Origin of the sequence: Streptomyces sp. NPDC088254 (genome assembly GCF_044740925.1) — a bacterium.
Lineage (GTDB): Bacteria > Actinomycetota > Actinomycetes > Streptomycetales > Streptomycetaceae > Streptomyces.
Genome location: NZ_JBIURQ010000003.1, coordinates 434,311 through 456,071, shown reverse-complemented (window position 1 = coordinate 456,071; position 21,761 = coordinate 434,311). Strand labels below are relative to the sequence as shown.

At 71.8% G+C, this 21,761-nt stretch carries 14 protein-coding genes; 7 read left to right on the top strand and 7 right to left on the bottom strand.

The genetic code is table 11. The annotated features are described in order from the left end of the window. The first annotated feature begins 29 nt into the window (after positions 1-29). A complete protein-coding gene (locus ACIOC0_RS12540; protein ID WP_130436785.1) occupies positions 30-1,979 on the top strand; it encodes a TIGR03960 family B12-binding radical SAM protein in 1,950 nt (649 codons plus the stop codon). Between the two features lie 79 nt (positions 1,980-2,058). Here ACIOC0_RS12540 and ACIOC0_RS12535 read toward each other — a convergent pair whose 3' ends face one another. Continuing rightward, positions 2,059-3,192 (bottom strand): hypothetical protein, encoded by a 1,134-nt coding sequence (locus ACIOC0_RS12535; protein WP_402155005.1) that lies wholly within the window; start codon positions 3,190-3,192, stop codon positions 2,059-2,061. Between the two features lie 197 nt (positions 3,193-3,389). On the opposite strand from ACIOC0_RS12535, the gene ACIOC0_RS12530 reads away from it, so the two are divergent. The 6 genes from ACIOC0_RS12530 (at position 3,390) to obgE (ending at position 12,076) form a co-directional block, all read left to right on the top strand. Next, positions 3,390-4,322 carry a hypothetical protein gene (locus ACIOC0_RS12530; protein ID WP_402155004.1) on the top strand — a complete coding sequence of 311 codons (933 nt, stop codon included), beginning with the start codon at positions 3,390-3,392 and terminating at the stop codon, positions 4,320-4,322. Positions 4,323-4,370: 48 nt separating this feature from the next. After that, on the top strand, positions 4,371-5,135 hold the full coding sequence (locus ACIOC0_RS12525) for a TIGR03936 family radical SAM-associated protein (RefSeq protein WP_402155003.1): 765 nt from the start codon (positions 4,371-4,373) through the stop codon (positions 5,133-5,135). A 274-nt stretch (positions 5,136-5,409) separates the two neighbouring features. Then, on the top strand, positions 5,410-9,633 hold the full coding sequence (locus tag ACIOC0_RS12520) for a ribonuclease E/G (protein WP_402155002.1): 4,224 nt from the start codon (positions 5,410-5,412) through the stop codon (positions 9,631-9,633). A gap of 307 nt (positions 9,634-9,940) precedes the next feature. Beyond that, positions 9,941-10,261, top strand: coding sequence for a 50S ribosomal protein L21 (gene rplU / locus ACIOC0_RS12515; RefSeq protein ID WP_402155001.1), 321 nt, complete (start codon positions 9,941-9,943; stop codon positions 10,259-10,261). Positions 10,262-10,275: 14 nt separating this feature from the next. Then, a complete protein-coding gene (rpmA, locus tag ACIOC0_RS12510) occupies positions 10,276-10,530 on the top strand; it encodes a 50S ribosomal protein L27 (protein ID WP_130436790.1) in 255 nt (84 codons plus the stop codon). 109 nt (positions 10,531-10,639) lie between these two features. Continuing rightward, positions 10,640-12,076 carry a GTPase ObgE gene (obgE, locus tag ACIOC0_RS12505; RefSeq protein WP_402155000.1) on the top strand — a complete coding sequence of 479 codons (1,437 nt, stop codon included), beginning with the start codon at positions 10,640-10,642 and terminating at the stop codon, positions 12,074-12,076. Positions 12,077-12,137: 61 nt separating this feature from the next. Here obgE and ACIOC0_RS12500 read toward each other — a convergent pair whose 3' ends face one another. The 6 genes from ACIOC0_RS12500 to ACIOC0_RS12475 form a co-directional block, all read right to left on the bottom strand. Next, positions 12,138-13,712 carry a DUF6020 family protein gene (locus ACIOC0_RS12500; protein ID WP_402154999.1) on the bottom strand — a complete coding sequence of 525 codons (1,575 nt, stop codon included), beginning with the start codon at positions 13,710-13,712 and terminating at the stop codon, positions 12,138-12,140. Beyond that, positions 13,709-17,293 (bottom strand): CDP-glycerol glycerophosphotransferase family protein, encoded by a 3,585-nt coding sequence (locus tag ACIOC0_RS12495; protein WP_402154998.1) that lies wholly within the window; start codon positions 17,291-17,293, stop codon positions 13,709-13,711. The genes ACIOC0_RS12500 and ACIOC0_RS12495 overlap by 4 nt, the downstream gene beginning before the upstream one ends. 59 nt (positions 17,294-17,352) lie before the next feature. Further along, positions 17,353-19,575, bottom strand: coding sequence for a CDP-glycerol glycerophosphotransferase family protein (locus ACIOC0_RS12490; protein WP_402154996.1), 2,223 nt, complete (start codon positions 19,573-19,575; stop codon positions 17,353-17,355). 72 nt (positions 19,576-19,647) lie between these two features. After that, a complete protein-coding gene (locus ACIOC0_RS12485) occupies positions 19,648-20,556 on the bottom strand; it encodes a glycosyltransferase family 2 protein (protein ID WP_402154995.1) in 909 nt (302 codons plus the stop codon). After that, the gene (locus ACIOC0_RS12480; protein ID WP_351091034.1) at positions 20,553-21,281 is read right to left on the bottom strand and encodes a glycosyltransferase family 2 protein; all 729 of its coding nucleotides are present in this window, start codon (positions 21,279-21,281) and stop codon (positions 20,553-20,555) included. The genes ACIOC0_RS12485 and ACIOC0_RS12480 overlap by 4 nt, the downstream gene beginning before the upstream one ends. Further along, positions 21,278-21,673 carry a DUF2304 domain-containing protein gene (locus tag ACIOC0_RS12475; protein WP_130436796.1) on the bottom strand — a complete coding sequence of 132 codons (396 nt, stop codon included), beginning with the start codon at positions 21,671-21,673 and terminating at the stop codon, positions 21,278-21,280. Before ACIOC0_RS12475 ends, ACIOC0_RS12480 begins: the two co-directional genes overlap by 4 nt. Between the last annotated feature and the right edge of the window lie 88 nt (positions 21,674-21,761).

Below are 21,761 nucleotides of genomic sequence, written 5' to 3'. Positions count from 1 at the left end.
ACCCCTGCCAGCTCAAGAAGGTTCGAGAGATGCCTGTCGCATCGGTCTTCCCGCAGCTCGAAGCTCTGCTCCCGCATGTGCAGAAGCCGATCCAGTACGTGGGCGGCGAGCTGAACTCCACCGTCAAGCCCTGGGACGACTGTGACGTCCGCTGGGCGCTGATGTACCCGGACGCGTACGAGGTCGGTCTGCCCAACCAGGGCGTCATGATCCTCTACGAGGTACTCAACGAGCGGGAGGGCGTCCTCGCCGAGCGCACGTACAGCGTGTGGCCGGACCTGGAGGAGCTGATGCGGGAGCACGGCGTCCCGCAGTTCACCGTGGACAGCCACCGCCCGGTGAAGGCCTTCGACGTGTTCGGCCTGTCCTTCTCCACGGAGCTGGGCTACACGAACATGCTCACCGCCCTCGACCTCGCGGGCATCCCGCTGGAGTCCAAGGACCGCACGATCGACGACCCGATCGTCCTCGCGGGCGGCCACGCGGCCTTCAACCCCGAGCCGATCGCCGACTTCATCGACGCGGCCGTCATCGGGGACGGCGAGCAGGCCGTGCTGGACATGACGGAGATCATCCGCGCGTGGAAGGCGGAGGGCCGCCCCGGCGGCCGCGAGGAGGTGCTGCTGCGCCTGGCCAGGACCGGCGCGGTGTACATCCCGGCGTTCTACGACGTCGAGTACCTGCCCGACGGCAGGATCGGCCGTGTGGTCCCCAACCGCTCGGGCGTGCCGTGGCGTGTGTCGAAGCACACGGTCATGGACCTCGACGAGTGGCCCTACCCCAAGCAGCCGCTGGTCCCGCTGGCCGAGACGGTCCACGAGCGGATGTCCGTGGAGATCTTCCGCGGCTGCACCCGCGGCTGCCGCTTCTGCCAGGCCGGCATGATCACCCGCCCGGTCCGTGAGCGGTCGATCACCGGCATCGGCGAGATGGTCGACAAGGGCCTGAAGGCGACCGGCTTCGAGGAGGTCGGCCTGCTGTCGCTCTCCTCCGCCGACCACAGCGAGATCGGCGAGGTCGCCAAGGGCCTCGCGGACCGCTACGAGGAGGACAAGATCGGCCTGTCCCTCCCGTCGACGCGTGTGGACGCCTTCAATGTCGACCTGGCGAACGAGCTGACGAGGAACGGCCGCCGCTCCGGTCTCACCTTCGCCCCCGAGGGCGGCTCCGAGCGCATGCGCAAGGTCATCAACAAGATGGTCTCGGAGGAGGACCTGATCCGCACGGTCGCCACCGCCTACGGCAACGGCTGGCGGCAGGTGAAGCTGTACTTCATGTGCGGTCTGCCGACGGAGACCGACGAGGACGTCCTCCAGATCGCCGACATGGCGATGAACGTCATCCAGAAGGGCCGCGAGGTCTCCCGCTCCAACGACATCCGCTGCACGGTGTCGATCGGCGGGTTCGTGCCCAAGCCGCACACGCCGTTCCAGTGGGCGCCGCAGCTGTCCGCCGAGGAGACCGACGCCCGGCTGGAGAAGCTCCGCGACAAGATCCGCGGCGACAAGAAGTACGGCCGTTCGATCGGCTTCCGCTACCACGACGGCAAGCCCGGCATCGTCGAGGGCCTGCTGTCGCGGGGCGACCGCCGTATCGGTGCCGTCATCCGCGCCGTCTACGAGGACGGCGGCCGTTTCGACGGCTGGCGCGAGCACTTCTCCTACGACCGCTGGATGAGCTGCGCGGACAAGGCGCTGGCGCAGTTCGGCGTCGACGTGGACTGGTACACCACCCGTGAGCGCGGCTACGAGGAGGTCCTGCCCTGGGACCACCTGGACTCCGGTCTCGACAAGGACTGGCTCTGGGAGGACTGGCAGGACGCCCTCGACGAGACGGAGGTCGAGGACTGCCGCTGGACGCCGTGCTTCGACTGCGGCGTGTGCCCGGCGATGGGCACCGAGATCCAGGTCGGGCCGACGGGGAAGAAGTTGCTGCCGCTCTCGGTGAAGCAGCCCGCGGGCAGCGGGCACAGCCACTGAGCGAGTTCCGCTTGACGGGAGCGGGGCGTTCGAGGGGTCGGTGACCCTTCGGACGCCCCTCTCGCATTCCGGCGCGGCGTCAGGACGCCGGGGTGGTCCCGCTGTTCAGGGCGCCCTTCCTCGGGCGCAGCGACACTTCCGCCCACACCTGGTCGGTGCAGTCGAGGATGGACGCGTCGCTGTCGTTGATCTCCCTGGTGCAGGTGATCTCGTAGACGCGTCCGGTGGTGGTGAGGACGTCGAAGGCGACGGTGTCGGTCTCCGCGAGTCCCGACACCGCGGCCGCGCAGGGGAGGCCGGCGCCCCTGATACCGGCTGGGTAGCCCTCGTTGCCGGTGAGGTCGGTCCACAGCATGGGGCGGTCGCCGTCGCCCGCGATGTCACGGACGCCCGCGTAGTAGCGTCCGCCGGTCAGCACGCCGCGGTACTCGACGCCGGCCTCGGCCCGCAGGGCGTCGATGTCGGAGCACGGGACGCGGGCGCCGCCGGGTGCGGCCGGGCCCGTCTGCCCGGGTCCGTGGCCGTACTCGCCCTTCGGGTCCTTGCACTCCTTGTCACCGCGCCCGCCCCGCGACGCGGCGTCCCCCGGCTTGTGGAAGGCGGGCTTGGCGGGTCCCGGCTTGGTCCGGCCGGGCTTGTGGGAGGCCGCTGTCACGGCGCCGGGCTTGTGCGCGGCGGGCTTGGCCGGTCCCGGCTTGGTCTGGCCGGGCCGGTGGGAGACGGGCTGCGTGGCGCCCGGCTTCTGCGCGGCGGGCTTCGCGGGGCCGGGCTTGGTCTGGTGCGGCCTGTGGCCGGCCGGTCCGGAGGCGCCCGGTTTCTGCGTGGCGGGCTTGTGTGTGGCGGGCTTCGCGGGGCCGGGCTTGGTCTGGTGCGGCTTGTGGCCGGCCGGTCCGGAGGCGCCCGGTTTCTGCGTGGCGGGCTTGGCCGGGCCGGGCTTGGTCTGGTGCGGCTTGTGGGGGGACGGCTTGGCCTGGCCGGGCTTCTCGTGGGCCGGCCTCGGGGCCGTCGGCTCGCAGGCGTCGGCCGGGGTGACCACCGTGGTGACCGCACTGCCGGTCGCGGGGCCCGCCGGGCTCCCCGCCGTCGCGGAGGCCGGGCCGGCCGCGCCCGCCGCCAGCAGCAGCGCGAGGGTGGCGGCCAGGCCCGCCTTTCCGAACCCGGCGCGTGCCGACGGCCCGAGACATGAGGGCGGTGTCCCGAGGACAGGACTCATCTTCGTGCTCCTTGCTCTCCCGGTTCGGGCGATTCCCCTGAACCCGAGTGCGAGCGTGACGGGAACACAGGAGGCAGCGGTGCCTACGGGGGCGGAACGCGCCGACAATCGACGTATCGGGCTAACGCCGTGGACGCCGGGCGAATCCGGACGGGCGACAGCGCATCCGGACGGGCGGCCACGGCGTCCACCTGGGCATGGACCTCCAGAAGAAGCCCGCGGACCGGCCCGCGCGGCCGGACCCCGAAGGGTGTCTCGTCGTCGCCCTCCGGCTGCCCGTGCGGATCGTCGCGTTCGTACTGGTCGTGCCGGTGAGGATGGCCTGGGACGCGCTCGTCGTGGCCGGCCGCCTGCTGCGCGACGCGGTGCTGCGGCCGTGCGGCCGGGCCCTGCTGTGGCTGGGCGAGGTCCTCGTCGTCCGGCCGCTCGGCTGGCTGTGGCGGTGCATCGTCGTCCCTGTCGCCCGGGCCCTCGCCCGGCTCGTCCGCGTGCTGGTGGTCACGCCGCTGCTGTGGCTCTGCGCACACGTCGTCGTCCCCGTCGCCCGGGCCCTCGCCTGGCTCGCCCACTGGCTGATCGTGGTCCCGGCCCGCCGGCTCCTCGAATGGGTCCTCGTCCCCGTCGGGCGGGCGATCGGCTGGGTTCTGTACCGGACCGGGCGGATACTCTTCGTGCTGCCCGCGCTCTTCCTTTACCGCTGGGTCCTCGCCCCCGCAGGCCGGGTCCTCCTCGTCGTCGGCCGGGAGATCCGGGACGCCCTCGGACACGCCTGGCGGATCGCGGGACACGTGTCGCTCGCCGTGGGACGGTTCCTCGGCGTCCTCCTGCGGTGGACCCTCGTGGAGCCCGCGCGCTGGGTGTACCGCACGGTGCTGACGCCCGTCGGGCACGTCGTCCGCGACGCGGTGCTGCGCCCGGCCGCCCGGGCCGCCCGTGCGGCCCGCCGCACGGCACGGCAGGCGCTGAGCGCTGTACGGGAGTCCGCCCGGCAGGCCCGCGCCGACGTCCGCCGGCTGTTCCTCGGGGAACCCGGCGCACCCCGCGGGCGCGAGACCGGCGGCCGCCGGGAACCTTCGGCCCGCGGGGCACGTACTCTTGGTAGCAGTACGACCGCTCTCACGAAGGACTGAACGACACTGGGCAAGCGACAGCCCGAAGGCCCGCCGCCCGCACCCGCGGTGCAGCGCATCCGACTGCGCTACACCAAGCGCGGCCGCCTCCGGTTCACCAGCCACCGTGACTTCCAGCGCGCCTTCGAGCGCGCGTTGCGCCGTGCCGAGGTGCCGATGGCGTACTCGGCGGGGTTCACGCCGCACCCGAAGGTGTCGTACGCCAATGCCGCACCCACCGGCACGGGCAGTGAGGCGGAGTACCTGGAGATCGCGCTCACCGAGGCGCGAGACCCGCAGAAGCTGCGTGAACTGCTCGACGAGTCGATGCCCGACGGGCTGGACATCGTCGAGGCGGTCGAGGCCCGCACCTCCGGCCTCGCCGACCGGCTCACGGCCTCCGTGTGGGAACTGCGCCTGGACGGCGTGGACCCCGCGGACACCGAGCGCGCGGTGGCCGCGTTCGACACGGCCGACACCGTGGAGGTCCAGCGCCGCACCAAGAACGGCGTCCGCACCTTCGACGCCCGCTCCGCCGTGGTCCGGCTGGAAACGCACCTTCCCCAGGCTGATAGGCCTATCGACCAGCCCTGTGCGATACTGCGGCTGGTTGTTCGGCACGTGACGCCTGCCGTACGACCCGACGACGTCCTGTCCGGTCTCCGCGCCGTGGCCGACCTGGCGCCGCCGGTCCCCGCAGCGGTGACCAGGCTGGCGCAGGGGCTGTTCGATGAAGAGACCGGCGCGGTGACCGACCCGCTCGCGCCCGACCGCGAGGCAGCCGGGGCCAGTTCGACGGCCGATGCGACTGCCGCCGCGAAGGCGCCGGCGTAAGGAAGGTTCCGCACAGGGACGGACGTCGTAGCGCCGCCCTCGTACTCGGGAGCCACCTGGGTCGGGCAGCGCACCGACCAGAAGACTTTCGCCAGGCCGTGGGCAAATCGGCGTACGGAACCGGCGAGACAGGACACAGAGAGCTCCCGTGCGGCGGCCGCGCCCCGGACGGCGGCACCGCGCACAGCGCGAGCCGCGGACGTCAACGGCGACCGATCCCTGATCGGCGCCGGACCAGCGCGGCGCCCGGGAGCCTGACGGGAGACACACCCGCATGCTCGAGCCGACCGAACCCATCCAGGGTTCCGAAGAACAGAACAACACCCCCAGCGACACCCTGCCGCCGCGTCGTCGGCGCCGTGCCGCCTCCCGCCCCGCCGGTCCGCCGGTGGGCGCTGCCGCCGACGCCCCGGCAGAGACCGTCGCGCCGGCCGTCGCGGCCGTTGCCTCCGCCGACCTGGCGGACGACATCGACGAGGAGAAGACCGACGAGACGGTCGAGACCGTCGAAGCCGCCGGGACCGACGGGACGGAAGAAGCCGCGGAGGCGGCCGAGGCCGCGCCCGCGCGTCCGCGCCGTCGCGCCACCCGCCGCGCCTCCGCGCCCGCCGGTTCCCCGGACGCGGCGCAGACCGTGGTGACCGCCGAGACCATCGCTCCCGCCGAGGCGGCAGCGCCCGTCGCGGAGGCCGCCGCACAGGAGACCGCCGTGACGGAAGACGCCACCCCGCCCCGCCCCCGTCGTCGCGCGACGCGGCGCGTGGCCACTCCCGCCACCGCCGCCGAGGCGACGGAGGCCGTGGCCGCCGCGCCCGCGGGCGGCGCCGACGAGGCGACCGCCGACACCGCCGGGGAGCCCGCCGCCGAGGCCGCGCCCGCCCCCCGCACCCGTCGTCGTGCGAGCCGGCGCGCCTCCGCGCCCGCCGGAGCGCCGCAGGAGACGGAGGCCGCCGTGCCGGTCGAGGCTCCCCAGGCCGTCGAGACCCCGGCTGCCGAAGAGGTCCCCGCCGAGCAGGCCCCCGCCGAAGAGGCCGCCCCGCGTCGTACGCGTCGTCGTGCCACGCGCCAGGCGTCCACGCCGGCCGAGGAGCAGACCGCGGCCGTCGAGACCCGTGAGGCCGAGACGCCCGCCGAGCCCGCCGCCGAGGCACCCGCTCCCCAGGCCGACGAGGACGCCGCTCCCCGCCGGCCGAGGCGCCGGGCGGTCCGCAAGGCCGCCGTCGGCTTCTCCGAGCCCGCGCGTCCGGCCGGCGACGAGGGCGACGGGCCGCGTCGTCCCGCCCGCCCCGCCGTCGCCGTCTTCCAGGCGCCCGTCTTCACCGAGCCCCGCTTCCAGACCCCGGAGCGCGCGGCCGCCGAAGCCGCGGCCGCCGAGGCGGAGCCCGTCGAGGTCGCCCAGCCCGCGCAGACCGCCGGGACCGAGGAGCCCTCGGAGGAGCAGACCGGGGCGCGCCGCCGCCGTCGCCGCCGGGGAGCCGGCCAGGGCGAGGAGGCCGCCGAGACCGCGCGTCAGAGCGCCCCGAGCACCCAGGCCGCCGAGACCGTGAAGCCGTCCGCCGAGGACGAGACGGAGTCGGAGGAGCCCGAGCCCGAGTACGCCGACGAGTCGGCCGAGACCGCGGACGGCGCCGAGGGCGCCGACGAGCTGGCCGAGGGCGATGACGACGGCGACGAGGGCGGCTCGCGTCGCCGTCGCCGCCGGGGCGGCCGCCGTCGCCGTCGCGGTGACGCCTCGGACGGCGAGTCCGGGGACGCCGACTCCGACGACCTGGCCGCCGAGCAGGCCGAGCAGGACGCCGAGGACACCGCCGAGCAGGACGACGAGGACGCCGACGAGGGGGACGAGGCCGCCGGCTCCACCGCGGGCAGCCGCCGTCGCCGCCGCCGTCGCCGTCGCGCCGGGGACAGCTCCCCCGACACCGAGCCGGGCCAGGGCGACCCGGAGCGCACCGTCGTCAAGGTCCGCGAGCCGCGCAAGGCCGGCGAGCCGTCCGACGAGGTGCAGTCCATCAAGGGCTCGACCCGCCTGGAGGCGAAGAAGCAGCGCCGCCGGGAAGGCCGCGAGCAGGGCCGCCGTCGTGTGCCGATCATCACCGAGGCGGAGTTCCTCGCCCGTCGCGAGGCGGTCGAGCGTGTGATGGTCGTCCGCCAGCACGGCGACCGCACGCAGATCGGCGTCCTGGAGGACGGCGTGCTCGTCGAGCACTACGTCAACAAGGAGCAGTCGACCTCGTACGTCGGCAACGTCTACCTGGGCAAGGTCCAGAACGTGCTGCCGTCGATGGAGGCCGCCTTCATCGACATCGGCAAGGGCCGCAACGCCGTCCTGTACGCCGGCGAGGTCAACTTCGAGGCGCTGGGCATGGCCAACGGGCCGCGCCGTATCGAGTCCGCCCTGAAGTCGGGCCAGTCGGTCCTCGTCCAGGTCACCAAGGACCCGATCGGGCACAAGGGCGCCCGTCTCACCAGCCAGGTCTCCCTGCCGGGCCGCTACCTCGTGTACGTGCCCGAGGGCTCGATGACCGGCATCAGCCGCAAGCTGCCCGACACCGAGCGGGCCCGGCTGAAGACCATCCTCAAGAAGATCGTCCCCGAGGACGCGGGCGTCATCGTGCGCACCGCCGCCGAGGGCGCGAGCGAGGAGGAGCTGCGCCGGGACGTCGAGCGGCTCCAGGGGCAGTGGGAGGACATCCAGAAGAAGGCCAAGAACGGCGGCTCCAGTGCCCCCTCGCTGCTCTACGGCGAGCCGGACATGACCGTCCGTGTCGTGCGGGACATCTTCAACGAGGACTTCACCAAGGTCGTCGTCAGCGGTGACGACGCCTGGTCGACGATCCACGGGTACGTCTCGCACGTCGCGCCGGACCTGGCCGATCGGCTGTCGAAGTGGACCTCCGAGGTCGACGTCTTCGCCACCTACCGGATCGACGAGCAGCTCGCCAAGGCGCTGGACCGCAAGGTCTGGCTGCCCAGCGGCGGTTCGCTGGTCATCGACCGGACCGAGGCGATGGTCGTCGTCGACGTCAACACCGGCAAGTTCACCGGTCAGGGCGGCAACCTCGAGGAGACGGTCACCAGGAACAACCTGGAGGCGGCCGAGGAGATCGTGCGTCAGCTGCGGCTGCGCGACCTCGGCGGCATCATCGTGATCGACTTCATCGACATGGTGCTGGAGTCCAACCGGGACCTCGTCCTGCGGCGCCTCCTGGAGTGCCTGGGCCGGGACCGTACGAAGCACCAGGTCGCCGAGGTGACCTCGCTGGGGCTCGTGCAGATGACCCGTAAGCGGGTCGGGCAGGGGCTGCTGGAGTCGTTCTCCGAGACCTGCGTCCACTGCAACGGGCGCGGTGTCATCGTGCACCTGGACCAGCCGTCGGTCTCCGGTGGTGGCGGCAAGCGCAAGAAGCGCGGTCGCGGCGGTGACGGACAGGGCCACGAGCACGACCACGAGATCGTGACCGCGGAGGCCACCGAGGCGGAGGCCCTGCCGGCCGTCGCCGACGCGGAGTCCGAGGCCGAGGTCGCCGCCGAGGTCGCCGAGCCGGTCGCCCTGGAGGCGCCCGACTTCGCGCCCGACGAGGAGCTGTACAGCAGCGTCGCCGAGGCGGAGGCCGCCGCCACGCGCGGTCGCGGCCGGCGTCGCGCGAGCCGCCGGGTGTCCGCTCCGGCGGGCGCGCCGAGGGGTAACGCAAGGCGGGCGGCTGCCGCTTCGGAGGAGCCCGGGGAGACGGTGCCCACGGCGCAGGACGTCACCGCCGAGCAGGAGGCCGAGCGTCCGGTGCTGCCGGCCGAGTCCGCCACGGCGCAGGCCGAGCCGATCGCCGCGGAGGACCCGGTCGTCGAGGCGGCCGCCGCCCAGGCCCCGGCCGCGGAAGCGCCGGCTGCCGAGGCCCCTGCCGTCGAGGAGGCCGCGCCGAAGGGCCGTACGCGCCGCCGTGCCACCCGTAAGGCGTCCGCGCCGGCCGGGTCGCCCGCGGGGGCGGAGAGCGCCGTGGTGACGGTCGCCGAGACCGCACCCGCTCAGGCCCCGGCGGAGCAGCCCGAGCCGGCGGCGCAGGCCGCGGCCGAGGCCGCTGAGGCCCCGGCCGAGCCGGCCGCCGCCGAGAGCGCCGCTCCGGCCCGTCCGAGGCGTCGTGCCGTCCGCAAGGCCACCGCGCCCACCGCGTCCGAGGAGACGGCCGTCGTGGTCGTCCCGTCGGAGGCGGCCGGGACGGAGACCGCGGAGGCGGGGACCGCCGCTGCGGAGGCCGCCGAGCCGGCTGCCGAGACCGCGGCGGCCCCGGCCAAGAAGGCCGCCCGCAAGACCGCCAAGAAGGCCACGGCGAAGAAGGCCGCCACCAAGAAGGCGACGGCCACGGCGGAGAAGACCGCCGCCAAGAAGACGGCCGCGAAGAAGACGACGGCCAAGAAGGCGGCGGCGAAGTCCACGGCCAAGAAGACGACGGCGGCGGCGCGACGCACCACGCCCTCGGTGTCGGCCACGACCGACGAGGACTGAACCGTCGAGGGCCGAGCAGTGATGGGCTGAACCGAGGGGCCCCCGACCGGGGGCCCCTCGGCGTTCACCGGCCCCCGCGCGTTCGTCCGCCCCCGCCCGCCCCTGCTGTCCGGGGCCGGACTCGGCCGGTTTGACCCCTGACCAGCCGCCCCGTAACCTTGACCGTCGGCGTGTCGTGTGGCGCGCCACATCCCCGTAAACCTCTTCCTCCCGGGTGCCTCGGCGGCCGGGAGAGGTCCGCTCGTGGCGTTCCGCCCGGCGGCTGGACTGCGGGGGTGCCGTTCCCGAGCGAGAGAGTGAGATCCGCGTGTACGCCATCGTGCGCAGCGGTGGTCGCCAGCACAAGATTGCTGTCGGCGACATCGTTGAGGTTGACAAGATTTCCACCGCCAAGGTTGGCGACACGGTCGAGCTCTCGACCCTGCTCGTTGTCGACGGCGACGCTGTGACCAGCGACCCGTGGGTGCTGGCCGGCATCAAGGTCCAGGCCGAGGTCGTGGACCACCACAAGGGCCAGAAGATCGACATTCTGCGCTACAAGAACAAGACCGGCTACCGCCGTCGTCAGGGCCACCGCCAGCAGTACACGGCGATCAAGGTCACTGAGATCCCCGCGGCTGCGAAGTAAGGGACTGAGGAGAGATGGCACACAAGAAGGGCGCATCGTCCACCCGGAACGGTCGCGACTCGAATGCCCAGCGGCTCGGCGTGAAGCGCTTCGGCGGTCAGGTCGTCAACGCGGGTGAGATCCTGGTCCGCCAGCGTGGCACCCACTTCCACCCCGGCGCCGGCGTCGGCCGTGGCGGCGACGACACGCTGTTCGCGCTGCTGCCGGGCGCGGTGGAGTTCGGCACCCACCGCGGCCGCAAGGTCGTGAACATCGTCCCGGTCGGCTGATCGGACGCTTACGCGAGGCGGACCTCACTTCCCGGGCGGGAAGGCGGGTCCGCCTTTCGCGTGTTACACCACACAACACAGACGTACGTTTCTCTGGAGGCACCGAACCATGACCACCTTCGTGGACCGCGTCGAGCTGCACATCGCCGCGGGTAACGGAGGTCACGGCTGTGCCTCCGTCCACCGGGAGAAGTTCAAGCCGCTCGGCGGCCCGGACGGCGGCAACGGCGGGCGCGGCGGTGACGTCGTGCTCACCGTCGACCAGTCCGTGACCACGCTGCTCGACTACCACCACTCCCCGCACCGCAAGGCCACCAACGGCAAGCCCGGCGAGGGCGGCAACCGCTCCGGCAAGGACGGCCAGGACCTGGTCCTCCCCGTGCCGGACGGCACCGTCGTCCTCGACAAGGCGGGCAACGTCCTCGCCGACCTCGTCGGCCACGGCACGTCGTACATCGCCGCACAGGGCGGCCGGGGCGGCCTCGGCAACGCCGCTCTCGCCTCCGCCCGGCGCAAGGCCCCGGGCTTCGCACTGCTCGGCGAGCCGGGCGACCTCCAGGACATCGTCCTGGAGCTGAAGACCGTCGCCGACGTGGCGCTGGTCGGCTACCCGAGCGCCGGCAAGTCCTCGCTGATCTCGGTGCTGTCCGCGGCCAAGCCGAAGATCGCCGACTACCCCTTCACGACCCTGGTGCCCAACCTCGGTGTGGTGACGGCCGGTTCGACCGTCTACACCATCGCCGACGTGCCCGGTCTGATCCCGGGCGCGAGCCAGGGCAGGGGGCTCGGCCTGGAGTTCCTGCGCCATGTCGAGCGGTGCAGCGTCCTCGTGCACGTCCTGGACACCGCCACGCTGGAGTCCGACCGCGACCCCGCCTCCGACCTCGACGTCATCGAGGAGGAGCTGCGGCAGTACGGCGGGCTCGGCGACCGTCCCCGCATCGTCGTCCTGAACAAGATCGACGTGCCGGACGGCAAGGACCTCGCGGAGATGGTGCGCCCGGACCTGGAGGCGCGCGGCTACCGTGTCTTCGAGGTGTCCGCGGTGGCGCACACGGGGCTCAAGGAGCTGTCCTTCGCCCTCGCCGACCTGGTGGGGCAGGCGCGGGCCGCCAAGCCGCAGGAGGAGGCCACGCGCATCGTCATCCGGCCCAAGGCGGTCGACGACGCCGGCTTCACCGTCTCGCGGGAGGAGGACGGCCTGTACCGCGTCCGCGGCGAGAAGCCCGAACGCTGGGTGCGCCAGACCGACTTCAACAACGACGAGGCCGTCGGCTACCTCGCCGACCGGCTCAACCGCCTCGGTGTGGAGGAGGAGTTGATGAAGGCCGGCGCCCGCGCCGGGGACGGCGTGGCCATCGGGCCCGAGGAGAACGCGGTCGTCTTCGACTGGGAGCCGTCCATGACGACCGGCGCGGAGATGCTCGGCCGGCGCGGTGAGGACCACCGCTTCGAGGCCCCCCGCCCGGCCGCCCAGCGCCGCCGCGACCGCCAGGCCGAACGGGACGAGGCGGAGCGGGAGTTCGACGAGTTCGACGCCTTCTGAGCGAACGCGCGAAGGGTCCGCCCGCACCCCCTCGGGGGGTGCGGGCGGACCCTTCGTCGTGTCAGGCGACCGGCGTCGGCTGGGTGTCCCGGTCGTCGGCGGAGGACGTGTCCTCGTCCTCGGTCCTGCGGGACGGGCCGGAGGTCCCGGCGTCGGTGTCGGTCCGCTTGCCGAAGCGCGGCTTCGCGGCGAGCAGCGGCAGCGTCAGGATGCCCAGGAACATCGGCGCGAACATGTAGCGCGCCAGCGGCGCCGGGTTGGCCGCCACCACCGTCAGCTGCAGCGCCAGCGTCACCGACATCAGGCCCACCGGCGCCCAGGAGCGGTGTCGGCGGGAGAACGTCAGGAGCACCGCGTACGCCACGTAGCACCAGGTGCCGCCGCGGAAGAGCAGCCACTGCAGCTGCGGCGTCTTGCTGGCCTTCCAGACGAAGAACGCCACGTCGTGCAGCTGGTCGTTGAGCGGGCGGATCTTCAGGACCGGCCGGTAGGAGCTGTCCCTGATCTCCTCGTTCCAGTCCGCCCAGCCGAACAGGTTCTTCGGTACGGACGGCGGGCTGATCAGGGTGTGGCCCATCATGTCGACCGGGCCGGGGAACGGCGACCAGGCGATGTGCGAGCGGCACAGCCGCGCCGCGATCATCTGGTCCGGCGTCCGCTTCAGCACCCGCATCCACAGGTCCAGCAGCTGGCTGTTGAGCTCGTCGGCCTTCTTGCGGTTCATCGGCGGCCGCATCGCCCAGTCGGCGTTGTAGCAGTTGGCCGCCTTCCCGCCCCAGTGCGACAGCGGGGCCACCTTCGACATCAGCTCGGTGTCGGCCTTGCTGAAGGTCTTGGGGGCCTTGCCGTAGACCACCGCGATGTCCGCGTAGTTCATCGCGTAGACCTGGTCCTTCGTCGGCGTGATGACGCCGATCGCCGGATAGATCACGGTCTGCAGCAGACCGGCGATGAGCGCCGGGACCACGGTGGCGACCAGCAGAGCCTTGCGCATCCTCGGCAGCACCAGCAGCAGCACCGGCGCGGCGATGACCGCGACGAGCAGGCCGTTGTTGCGGAACAGGCCCATGCACAGGAAGCCGGCGAACAGCACCGCGATCTCGTTGCGGAACGCCTTGTCCCGCGCGGAGTCCACCCCGCGCATGCGGCGCACCACGAGCCGCCCGGCCGCGCCGAACGCCAGGACGGAGCCGATGACGAACGGCACGTCCTTCCAGACGAAGATGACGAAGGAGCCGATGGACGGAACCGCCGCGCAGGCGACGGTGGCCGCCGCGCTCCACTTGCCCGGCACTCCGAACTTACGCAGCGTCACCGCCACGTAGGCCAGGGCCGACGCCATGGCGACGCTCTGAGCGAACGTCAGCAGCGCCAGATCGCCTGTGGTGTTGAGGGACAGCCACACCAGCGCGTCGTAGGCCACCGAGTGGTTCGACATCCAGTGGCCGGTGGTGACGTGCCACACGTACGCGATGGAGTCGTAGCTCATCCCACCCGGGTAGAAGGCCGCCCACCAGATCAGGAAGATCACCTGAGTGGTGCCGTAGACGGCCAGTGGCAGCCGTCGTGCGGGCGGAATGCGCTCCAGACGCTTTCTCAGACGCTCTCGGTCAAGGGGGATCCTCGTTGCTTTCAACGCTGCTCCGCGGGCTCAAGAGGGGGTCGGTCGGGGTGCGCGAGCTCCAGCATCCGGGTGATCACCCGCTCGGCGGCATGCCCGTCGTCGAGGTCGCAGAACACCTCCTTGAACTCGCGGTAGGCGTCCGCGTACGAGGCGCTGATGCCCTCGATCCCGGCCAGCGCGTCGATGAGTTCGTCGGAGTTCTGCAGGAGCGGGCCTGGAGCCCGCTTCTCGAAGTCGAAGTAGAAGCCACGCAGCTGGTCGCGGTAGTACTCCAGGTCGTAGGTGAAGAACAGCATCGGACGGCCCGTGTTCGCGAAGTCGAACATGAGCGACGAGTAGTCGGTGACCAGGACGTCCGTGATCAGGAACAGCTCGGCGATGTCCGGGTAGCTGGACACGTCGAAGACGAAGCCGTCACCGGCGCCGGGCACCGCGTCGACGATGTTGGAGTGCTTGCGTATGAGGAGGACGTGGTCGTCGCCGAGGCGCTCGCGCGCCTTCTGCACGTCGAGCCGCAGATCGAACTTGTAGTTGCCCGCCTGGTAGAACTGGTCGTCCCGCCAGGTCGGCGCGTACAGCACGACCTTCTTGCCCTCGGGCAGGCCTATTCGCTCGCGTACGGCGCGGGCCACGTCCTGCGTCTTGTCGGACAGCAGCAGGTCGTTGCGCGGGTAGCCGGACTCGAGGATCTCGCCGTCGTACTGGAACGCCCGCTTCATGATCGGGGTGGAGAAGCGGTTCGGTGAGACGAGGAAGCTCCAGCTCGGCGTCTCCTCCGCGACCTTCGAGAGGTACTTGCGGTCGGCGAACTGGACGCTGTCGATGTCGTGGCCGATCCGCTTGAGCGGGGTGCCGTGCCAGGTCTGCACGATCACCTGGCCCTCACGGCGCCGGATCCAGTGCGGCAGGTGGGTGTTGGTGACGATGTACCTGCTGCGGCCGAGCGCCTCGTACCAGTCGCGGCTCCACCGGCGTACGACCTTGACGCCCTTGGGGATCTCGGCGCGGCGGTCCTCGACCACCCAGATGTGCTCCAGGCCGGAGCCCTGGCGCACCAGCTCCTCGTAGACGGCGCGTGGCGAGTCGGAGAACTGGCGGCCGGAGAAAGAGGCGTACAGGACCGTGTCGCGCAGCGGCGCGGTGCGGGCCTGCGCGTACACGCCGGTGCGCATCTGGCGCTGGCGGAACCAGCCGAACTCCTCGGGGCCCAGGTCGGGGGCCGCCTCGATCAGCAGCCGGTCGAAGAAACGGTGGGTGAGGGTGTAGTCGCGGCCGCGGACGGCGAAGCGCACGGGCAGGCCGGTGCGCGCGGACGGCACGACGCGGACCGGCACCTCGACGCGGCTGCGGGTGGTGCGGGCGAACAGGTACCAGCGGCCCTGGCGCAGCGGCACCTCGCTGATGCTGGTGGGCACGGGCAGGAAGTCGGCGCGGAACGTGCCGTCGGCGACGGTGGCCGGGTGGGCGTGCTCCTCGGCGTGCCGGCTGTGCCGCAGCACGATTTCGACGGGCTCGTCCACGGTCGCGGGCAGGGTGCCGGTGAGGACGACGCGGCCCTCGGGGGTGACGGACAGCTCGCCGACCATGGGCTGGACGGGCTGGGTGCGCAGCGCGAGCCGGCCCACGCCGTCGTCCGTGACCGCGGTGACGCGGCCGCCCCACTCGGCGACCCGTCCGCCGGGCAGAGGGTGCAGCGGGTGCTGGGGGGCGCGGTCGTCGCGGTCGGTGTCGACGGCCACGGAGTGCCCGCGCTTGGCGCCGCCGACGAGCAGTTCGGCCGTCCACTTGTCGACGACCTCGAGGTTCCCGGAGTCGCGGCCCTCGACGTCGAGATCGGCGAGCGGCACCCGCAGGGAGAAGCCCTGCCCGGGGGTGCGCTCCACCGGGTACTCCAGCTTCGCCTCGGTCGAGCCGTGCTTGAAGCGCAGGGTGAGGGGCGCGTCGCCGGTGGCGGCCTCGTGGCCGAGGACGCCGGTCAGCTCCAGCACGCCGTCCTCGACGCGGTGGCCGGTGAGCTTGGCGCGGACCCGCTCGACCCGCAGGTAGAGGTGGTCGTCGTTGATGAACGGGACGACCCGTACGTCGTCGTCGACCCAGAACGGGGCGGGGCTCTCGGCGCTGCCGCTCTCGCCGGCCTTGAGCCGGGTGTGGCGGACGATGCCCTGCTGGACGGTGGCGACGGTGACCCGCCACACGGCGTCCCGCCAGCCGCCGCGGGCCCTGAGCTTCGCGGGGTCCAGGTCGAGGGAGAAGCCCGACCAGTCGTAGTTGTGCAGCGACTGACCGGAGGTCTGGGTGGCGCGTGAGGCCTGGGTGCGGGTGGGGCGGACCAGGACGGTGCGCCGGCTGCCGGTCTCGCGCAGCATCAGCACGCGCAGGGTGGTCGGCTGCGGCCGCTCGGCGGCCAGGTTGCGGATGTAGGAGTGGCCGCCGATGTGCAGCCGGCCGTCGCGCCAGACGATCTCCTCGGCGCGGGCCCGGGCGGCGAAGTCGGAGTCGACGCGCAGCACGGAGCGGGGCACGGCGCGCTTCTTGTCGATCACCGGGTAGTCGGCGAGGTAGCGCAGGCCCTGCCGGACCACCGGGACGGCCCGGCCGGCCTCGCGTTCGAAGGCGAGCAGTTCCATGAGCTCGTCGAGCCGGCCCTCGCGGATGAGGTGGCACTTCAGGCGCATCGAGACGGGCAGCCGGGGCATGACGCGGGGGTCGACGCGGCTGAGGAAGTCGGCGGCGCCGGACATGAACAGGTCGCGGAACTCGTCCCCGGCCTGGTCCAGGACGCCCATGAACAGCGGCAGCTCGTCGGTGATGAAGATCTCGTCGTACCAGCGCTTGTGCTGGACGTACGCCTCGCCCGGCTGGGAGGCGAGGAACCGGCTCACGGAGTCGCAGGAGCGGATGCGGTCGCGGACGTTGACCGGCTCGGTGCGGCGCTGGGTGATGGAGGGCGCGCCCCCGGTGCGCTGGCGCCACAGGTAGATCGGCTCGCTGAGCACGTCGACCGCGGAGGCCAGGAAGTGGGCGGGCAGGGTGACCGGCGCGTCCTCGTAGAGGATGCCGGGGAACCGGAAGGCGTGCTTGTCCCAGAACGACCGGCGGAAGACCTTGTTCCAGGCGGTGCGGTCGTAGACGAGGTCCTTGTCCCGGCTGATGTGGGTGCGGGAGCGGTCGGTGCGCAGCCGCTTGGCGTGCAGCGGGGAGACGAGGATCTCGCCGGCCTTGAGCAGGTTGACGTTGCCGCTGACGAAGTCCGAGCCGGACGCCTCCAGGCTGGCGATGCACCGCTCGTAGGCGTCCGGCAGGACGATGTCGTCGCTGTCGACGAAGGCGAGGAACTCGGTGCCCTCGGTGAGGTGGGCGACACCGGTGTTGCGGGCCGGGCCGAGTCCCTGGTTCTCCTGTGCGACGACCCGGAACCGGGAGTCTCTCTGCGCCCACCTTTCGGCGATCGTCAGGCTGCCGTCCTTGGAGCCGTCGTCCACGACGATCGCCTCCCAGTCGGTGAACGTCTGGTCCGCGAGCGACTGCAGGCACTCGTCGAGGAACAGTTCCACGTTGTAGGAGGGAACGACTAGTGACAGACGGGGAGGCATCTGGGGTACTGCGCCTTTCTACAGGTGTTCGTCAACCGGACTTGCCGGACACGGTAGCTCTAGCCCCGCGCCGGACGGCTCGGACGCTCCGGGGAGATCACCGCAGGGGGGTCGACCTCGTCGTCCAGGAAGACCCTGCGTACCACACGTTCGGCGGCACGGCCGTCGTCGAACTCACCCAGGCGCCTGCGGAACTCGGTGCGCGCCTTGGCGGAGGTGTCGTCGCACCAGCGCCCCGAGAGGAAGACGTCCACGAGGTCGGTCTCGGTTGCCGCCACATGGCCGGGAGATTGGGCGTGGATGTCGAAGTACGTGCCGCGGGTGGCCCGGTAGGTCTCCCAGTCGTTCGCGAAGAGCACGATCGGCCGGTCGAGGAGCGCGTAGTCGAACATCAGCGACGAGTAGTCGGTGAGCAGGCAGTCGGCGGCGAGGTACAGCTGCTCCACCGAGGGGTGGGAGCTGACGTCGACGACGGTGGATCCCTCGGCGGAGCCGGGGCCGGAGCCGAGGTTGAAGTAGTGGGCGCGCACCAGCACGGTGAAGCCCTCGCCGATCTGCTGCGCGAAGTGCTCCACGTCGAGCAGCGGGCGGGGTACGGCCATGTAGTCGCGGTGCGTCGGCGCGTACAGGACGACCTTGGCATCGGGGGCGATGCCGAGTTCGGCGCGGGCCCGCGCCCGGTCCTCGTCACGGGCGTTCACCAGCACGTCGTTGCGCGGGTAGCCGTAGTCGAGGGAGGTGTAGGTGGAGGGGTAGGCCCGGTCCCAGACGGCGGTGGTGAAGCGGTTGCTGGAGACGCTGTAGTCCCAGCGGTCGACCCGCTGCATCAGCGTGTCCATCTCCAGGTCCTTCTGGCCGAGCGGGAAATCGACCAGGTCGACGCCCATCCGCTTGAGCGGCGTGCCGTGGTGGGTCTGCACGAAGACCTGGCCCGGCCGCTTGACCACGAGGGTGGGGAAGTTCACGTTGTTCACGAAGTACTTGCTGCGGGCCATCGCGCGCCAGAACTGGAACGAGCCGGGGTGCACGACGGCGGTGCCGGGCGGCGGTGCGTTGCGCGCGCCGGGCTTGAGCACCCAGGTGCTCTTGACCTTGGGGGCGAGTTCGCGCAACTTCTCGTGGATGGCCGCCGGGTTGCAGGCGTAGTCGGCGTTCCAGTAGGCGGCGAAGACGGCGGTGTCCTTCTGCACCGGCAGCATCCGCTGGGTCCGGTAATAGGTCATCAGGACGGCGTGGCGGATGGGCTTCTTGAGCCTGCGGGCGGCGCGGTAGGCGCGGCGGGCGGCGGGGCGCAGCCGGCGCGGGAGCCGGTCGGCGGGGCGGCGCCGGCGTGCGGCCTCCTTGGCGCCACTGTTCTCGGGCTCGCGGTAGCCGGCCGGGCGGTGGGCCCGCTCGGCTTCGAGGCGGCGGGCGCGGAACTCGGCGCGGGCCCCGGCGGGCAGCCGGCCCGGCATCCGCTCGATGACTCCGAGGTGGAAGGTCATGCGTTCGAACAGCGCGGGCCGCCAGCGCTCGAACTCGGGGTGCGCGGCGAGGAAGGCGAAGACCAGGTCGTACTGGTCGAAGACCTCGAAGTGCTTGCGGCTCGCGGAGGACAGGATGCTGCCCTGGCGGCGCTGGCGGTAGTGGACGCAGATCCGGTCGAGGACGGCGATGGTCTCGGCGGCGACCAGCACCGGGTAGGTCCAGGGGGTGTCCTCGTAGTAGCCCGCGGGGTACTCGAAACCCCAGCGCTCGACGAAGTCACGGCGGTAGGCCTTGTTCCAGGCGACCTGGAGCAGCTCGAGCAGTTCGGGGTTGCCGTCGAGACCCACGGCCTCGCGGGGGCTCGCGGTGAGCACCGAGCGCTTGGCGTTGGGGCTGACCCGGCCGTCCCAGTAGGTGCGGGCGTAGTCGAAGACCAGCAGCTCGGGGTCGCCGGTCTCCTGAAGCCTGCGGGAGACGGCGAGCAGCGAGCCGGGGAGCATCGTGTCGTCGCTGTCGAGGAACAGCAGGTACTCGCCGCGGGCGCGTTCCATGCCCGCGTTCCGCGCCCGGCCCAGGCCCACGTTCTGTTCGAGCTGCACCGCCACGACACGGGGGTCGGCGTCCGCGTACTCGGCCATGATCTCGCCGCAGGCGTCGGGCGAGGCGTCGTTGACCGCGATGATCTCGAAGTCCCGGAACGACTGGCTCAGTACGGAGTCGAAGCAGTCACGCAGATACGCCTCGACCCCGTACGCCGGCACGATGATGCTGAACCGGGGAGTGGGGGACGGCTCTGCGGCTTGCGTGGGAGTCATCAGGGCTTGGACTTTCGGAAGGGTTCGGCGGTTTGCGGTCCGCGGGGCGGGAACCCCGTCCCGCGCGTGACGTCACTCGGATCTGGTCAGGGCATATCCGAGCAGGCGGCGCACGGCGTCCGAACGGCGGTGACGCAGGGCTCCGGGGAGCATGGTCAGCGCGTGCAGCCGCATGGACAGGTGCCGCCGGGCGGCGCGGGCGGCCTTGGGCCAGCCGTGCCGGTCGAGGTCGTCGGCGACCTCGTTGAAGAACCGTACCGCCTCGCCGAAGCGGGCTCCGGTCACCGCCTCGGCCGAGGAGAGGCTGCCGGAGTGACGTCGGTAACGGAAGGCGAGCGCCGGGTCGACGACCAGCTTCTCGCCGCGCTTGATCAACTCGATGATCATCGCGAGGTCCTGGATGACCGAGAGGTCCTCGCGGAAGCCGACCGGCTTGACGGCGTCGGCGCGCCAGCAGATCGACGGGAAGTACAGCCAGTTCCCGCCCAGGAGGTTCGCGGCGAGCGGCTCGCCGGAGAGCGCCAGCCGGGCGCCGTCGGGGTTCTTCGGCGCGTACAGCCGCCGTTTGACCTCGTCGCCCAGCGAGGTGGAGGGGTTGCCGTTCTCGTCTATGACCTCGACGCCCGGCTGGTAGATCGCCGCGTCCGGTTCGGCCGCGACGGCCGCGCGGATCGTCTCGACGTAGGTCGGCAGCAGCAGGTCGTCGCTGCCGAGCATGGTGAAGTGCGTGGACTCGACCAGGTCGACGCACTTGCGGAAGTTGCCGGTGATGCCGAGGTTGCGCTCGTTGCGCATGTAGCGGACCCGGCTGTCGCCGAGTGAGGCGAACCACTCGGGCACGCCCTCCTCGCGGCCGTCGTCGACGACGGTGAGCCGCCAGTCCTTGTCTGTCTGGTCGAGCACGCTGCGCACGGCCGCCTGCATCAGGGCGGTGTCGCCGTAGTGCGGCAGCATGATGTCGAGGGTCTGCACCTGGCTCACTTGCCCTTCTTGCCGAGCGAGGAGCGGCGGCTGAACGCGAGGAGCAGGATCATGCCGATGCGGCCGAGGTAGAGGGTGGCCTTCCACGGCGACTGGCTCGGGGTGCCGGTCACCCGCGGGCGCATCGCGACGGGCACCTGCTCGACGCGGTAGCCGGCGCGCAGGACGGCGATGGTGGACTCCACGGTGTCGCCGAGGTACTCCACCGGGTACCAGCGGGCGAACGCGTCGATCAGGTCGCGGTTGCAGGCGCGGAAGCCGGAGGTGACGTCGGTGAGCTTGGTGCGCGCCATGCGCGACAGCCAGAAGGCGAGCACGAGCATCGCCCAGCGGCGCGGGCCGCGGGCCTCGTACTCGCCGGTGCCGGCGAACCGGGCACCCATGACCAGGTCGGCGCCGGTCTCCAGGCGGTCCAGCAGTTCGGGCACGTTGCGCGGGTCGTGCTGGCCGTCGGCGTCGACCTGGATGGCGATGTCGTAGCCGCGGTCGTGCGCGAACTTGTAGCCGGCGCGCATCGCGCCGCCCACGCCGAGGTTGTAGGGGAGCTTCATCACGGTGGCGCCGGCCGCCTTGGCGACGACGGCCGTGTTGTCGGTGGACCCGTCGTCGACGACGAGGACGTCCACTCCCGGCAGCGTGGTGTAGGTCTCCTTGATGACGTCGGCGACGCCCTCGGCCTCGTTCCACGCCGGCATGATGATCAGTACGCGCTTGCCGTCGATCACTTCAGATTCCCCCGTTCGGCAGATGCGGCCGGGGTCTCCTGTGCGGCGAGCCGGGACCGCAGCTCCGTGACGTCGATGCGGAGCAGGGCCACTTCCTCGGAGAGCGTGCGGCCCTCCTCCTCCAGGTGACCCACCTCCCAGCTGAGCTGGAGGCACACGATGAAGAGGAACGCCACGCTCAGGAACAGGATCAGGCTGACGCCCGAGCGGACTCCGACCATGCGGGCCACCGAGTCCAGACCGGTGGGGAAGAAGCCGAGCGGGATGATCACCAGACCGGTGATCACCCACAGGAACGCGTACTTCTCCTTGAGCTTCCGCCGGCGCAGCAGCTCGACGATGCACAGGACGAGAAGGACTCCGGTGACCGAGGTCAGCATCCACAGACTCATGCCGCACTCCGGTGTATCGGACGACTCATTGGAAAGGGGCCTGTCTACTCTTCCAGGGGAATTCCGAGGCGGACGGCCGCAGAACGAG

Excerpts from the sequence above, each read along its gene's own strand:
- ACIOC0_RS12540 (WP_130436785.1), top strand. The coding sequence starts at position 30 with ATGCCTGTCGCATCGGTCTTCCCGCAGCTCGAAGCTCTGCTCCCGCAT.
- ACIOC0_RS12535 (WP_402155005.1), bottom strand. The coding sequence starts at position 3,192 with ATGAGTCCTGTCCTCGGGACACCGCCCTCATGTCTCGGGCCGTCGGCA.
- ACIOC0_RS12530 (WP_402155004.1), top strand. The coding sequence starts at position 3,390 with ATGGACCTCCAGAAGAAGCCCGCGGACCGGCCCGCGCGGCCGGACCCC.
- ACIOC0_RS12520 (WP_402155002.1), top strand. The coding sequence starts at position 5,410 with ATGCTCGAGCCGACCGAACCCATCCAGGGTTCCGAAGAACAGAACAAC.
- rpmA (WP_130436790.1), top strand. The coding sequence starts at position 10,276 with ATGGCACACAAGAAGGGCGCATCGTCCACCCGGAACGGTCGCGACTCG.
- obgE (WP_402155000.1), top strand. The coding sequence starts at position 10,640 with ATGACCACCTTCGTGGACCGCGTCGAGCTGCACATCGCCGCGGGTAAC.
- ACIOC0_RS12495 (WP_402154998.1), bottom strand. The coding sequence starts at position 17,293 with ATGCCTCCCCGTCTGTCACTAGTCGTTCCCTCCTACAACGTGGAACTG.
- ACIOC0_RS12490 (WP_402154996.1), bottom strand. The coding sequence starts at position 19,575 with ATGACTCCCACGCAAGCCGCAGAGCCGTCCCCCACTCCCCGGTTCAGC.
- ACIOC0_RS12475 (WP_130436796.1), bottom strand. The coding sequence starts at position 21,673 with ATGAGTCTGTGGATGCTGACCTCGGTCACCGGAGTCCTTCTCGTCCTG.